The following is a 213-nucleotide window of genomic DNA, read 5'->3' on the forward strand; positions in this document are numbered from 1 at the left end:
GCAGATTTCTCTTATATGATCACATCTGCATTCCGTATAATAACTTTCTGCTGTTAAAAGGAGAATATTTTTTTATGGCTAAAAAACAGGTAACATTTGACGATATTGCAGAATACACTGGTTTTTCCTAGACTACGATCTCCAGATATTTCAATCATGCGGATTCTCTGACCCTGGAAAATCAGGAAAAGATCGCAAAAGCCCTTGATGAGC

General features: G+C 36.6%; 1 pseudogene. It reads left to right on the plus strand.

Annotation, left to right across the window (positions count from 1 at the left end):
- Positions 1 to 74: 74 nt before the first annotated feature.
- A pseudogene (locus NE671_RS16125) lies at positions 75 to 213 on the plus strand (helix-turn-helix domain-containing protein); the annotation flags it as partial.

Source organism: Blautia sp. DFI.9.10 (assembly GCF_024461705.1).
Classification (GTDB): domain Bacteria; phylum Bacillota; class Clostridia; order Lachnospirales; family Lachnospiraceae; genus Blautia_A; species Blautia_A fusiformis.